1 protein-coding gene is annotated in these 211 nt (G+C 51.2%); it reads left to right on the top strand.

Translation table 11 applies throughout. The features are described from left to right. Positions 1–211: hypothetical protein (locus KDM90_RS17780; protein WP_212676962.1), on the top strand; the 211-nt coding region annotated here is incomplete at both ends.

Here is a 211-nt window from a genome sequence, read left to right as displayed (position 1 = left end):
TAAATAGCAGCACAGCGATCAGTGCATCACAAGCGGTGACGATCACGAATCCTTTGACTGCCCCGAATGCAGCACAACTGAATATCACCAAGCTGTATTCTGGTGACACCGTACCAAGTAAGGTCACGACGCAACCAACAATCGGTGTGCAAGCGGTTTGTTCAATCAGCGGCACCAAGACCACGAGTTTTACAGCAGGAACCACCGGCAC

Source organism: Affinundibacterium fentianense (assembly GCF_018139545.1).
Lineage (GTDB): Bacteria > Pseudomonadota > Gammaproteobacteria > Burkholderiales > Burkholderiaceae_D > Undibacterium > Undibacterium fentianense.
Note: the sequence above shows the minus strand (reverse complement) of the source record. Positions and strands in the feature narration are given on the sequence as shown.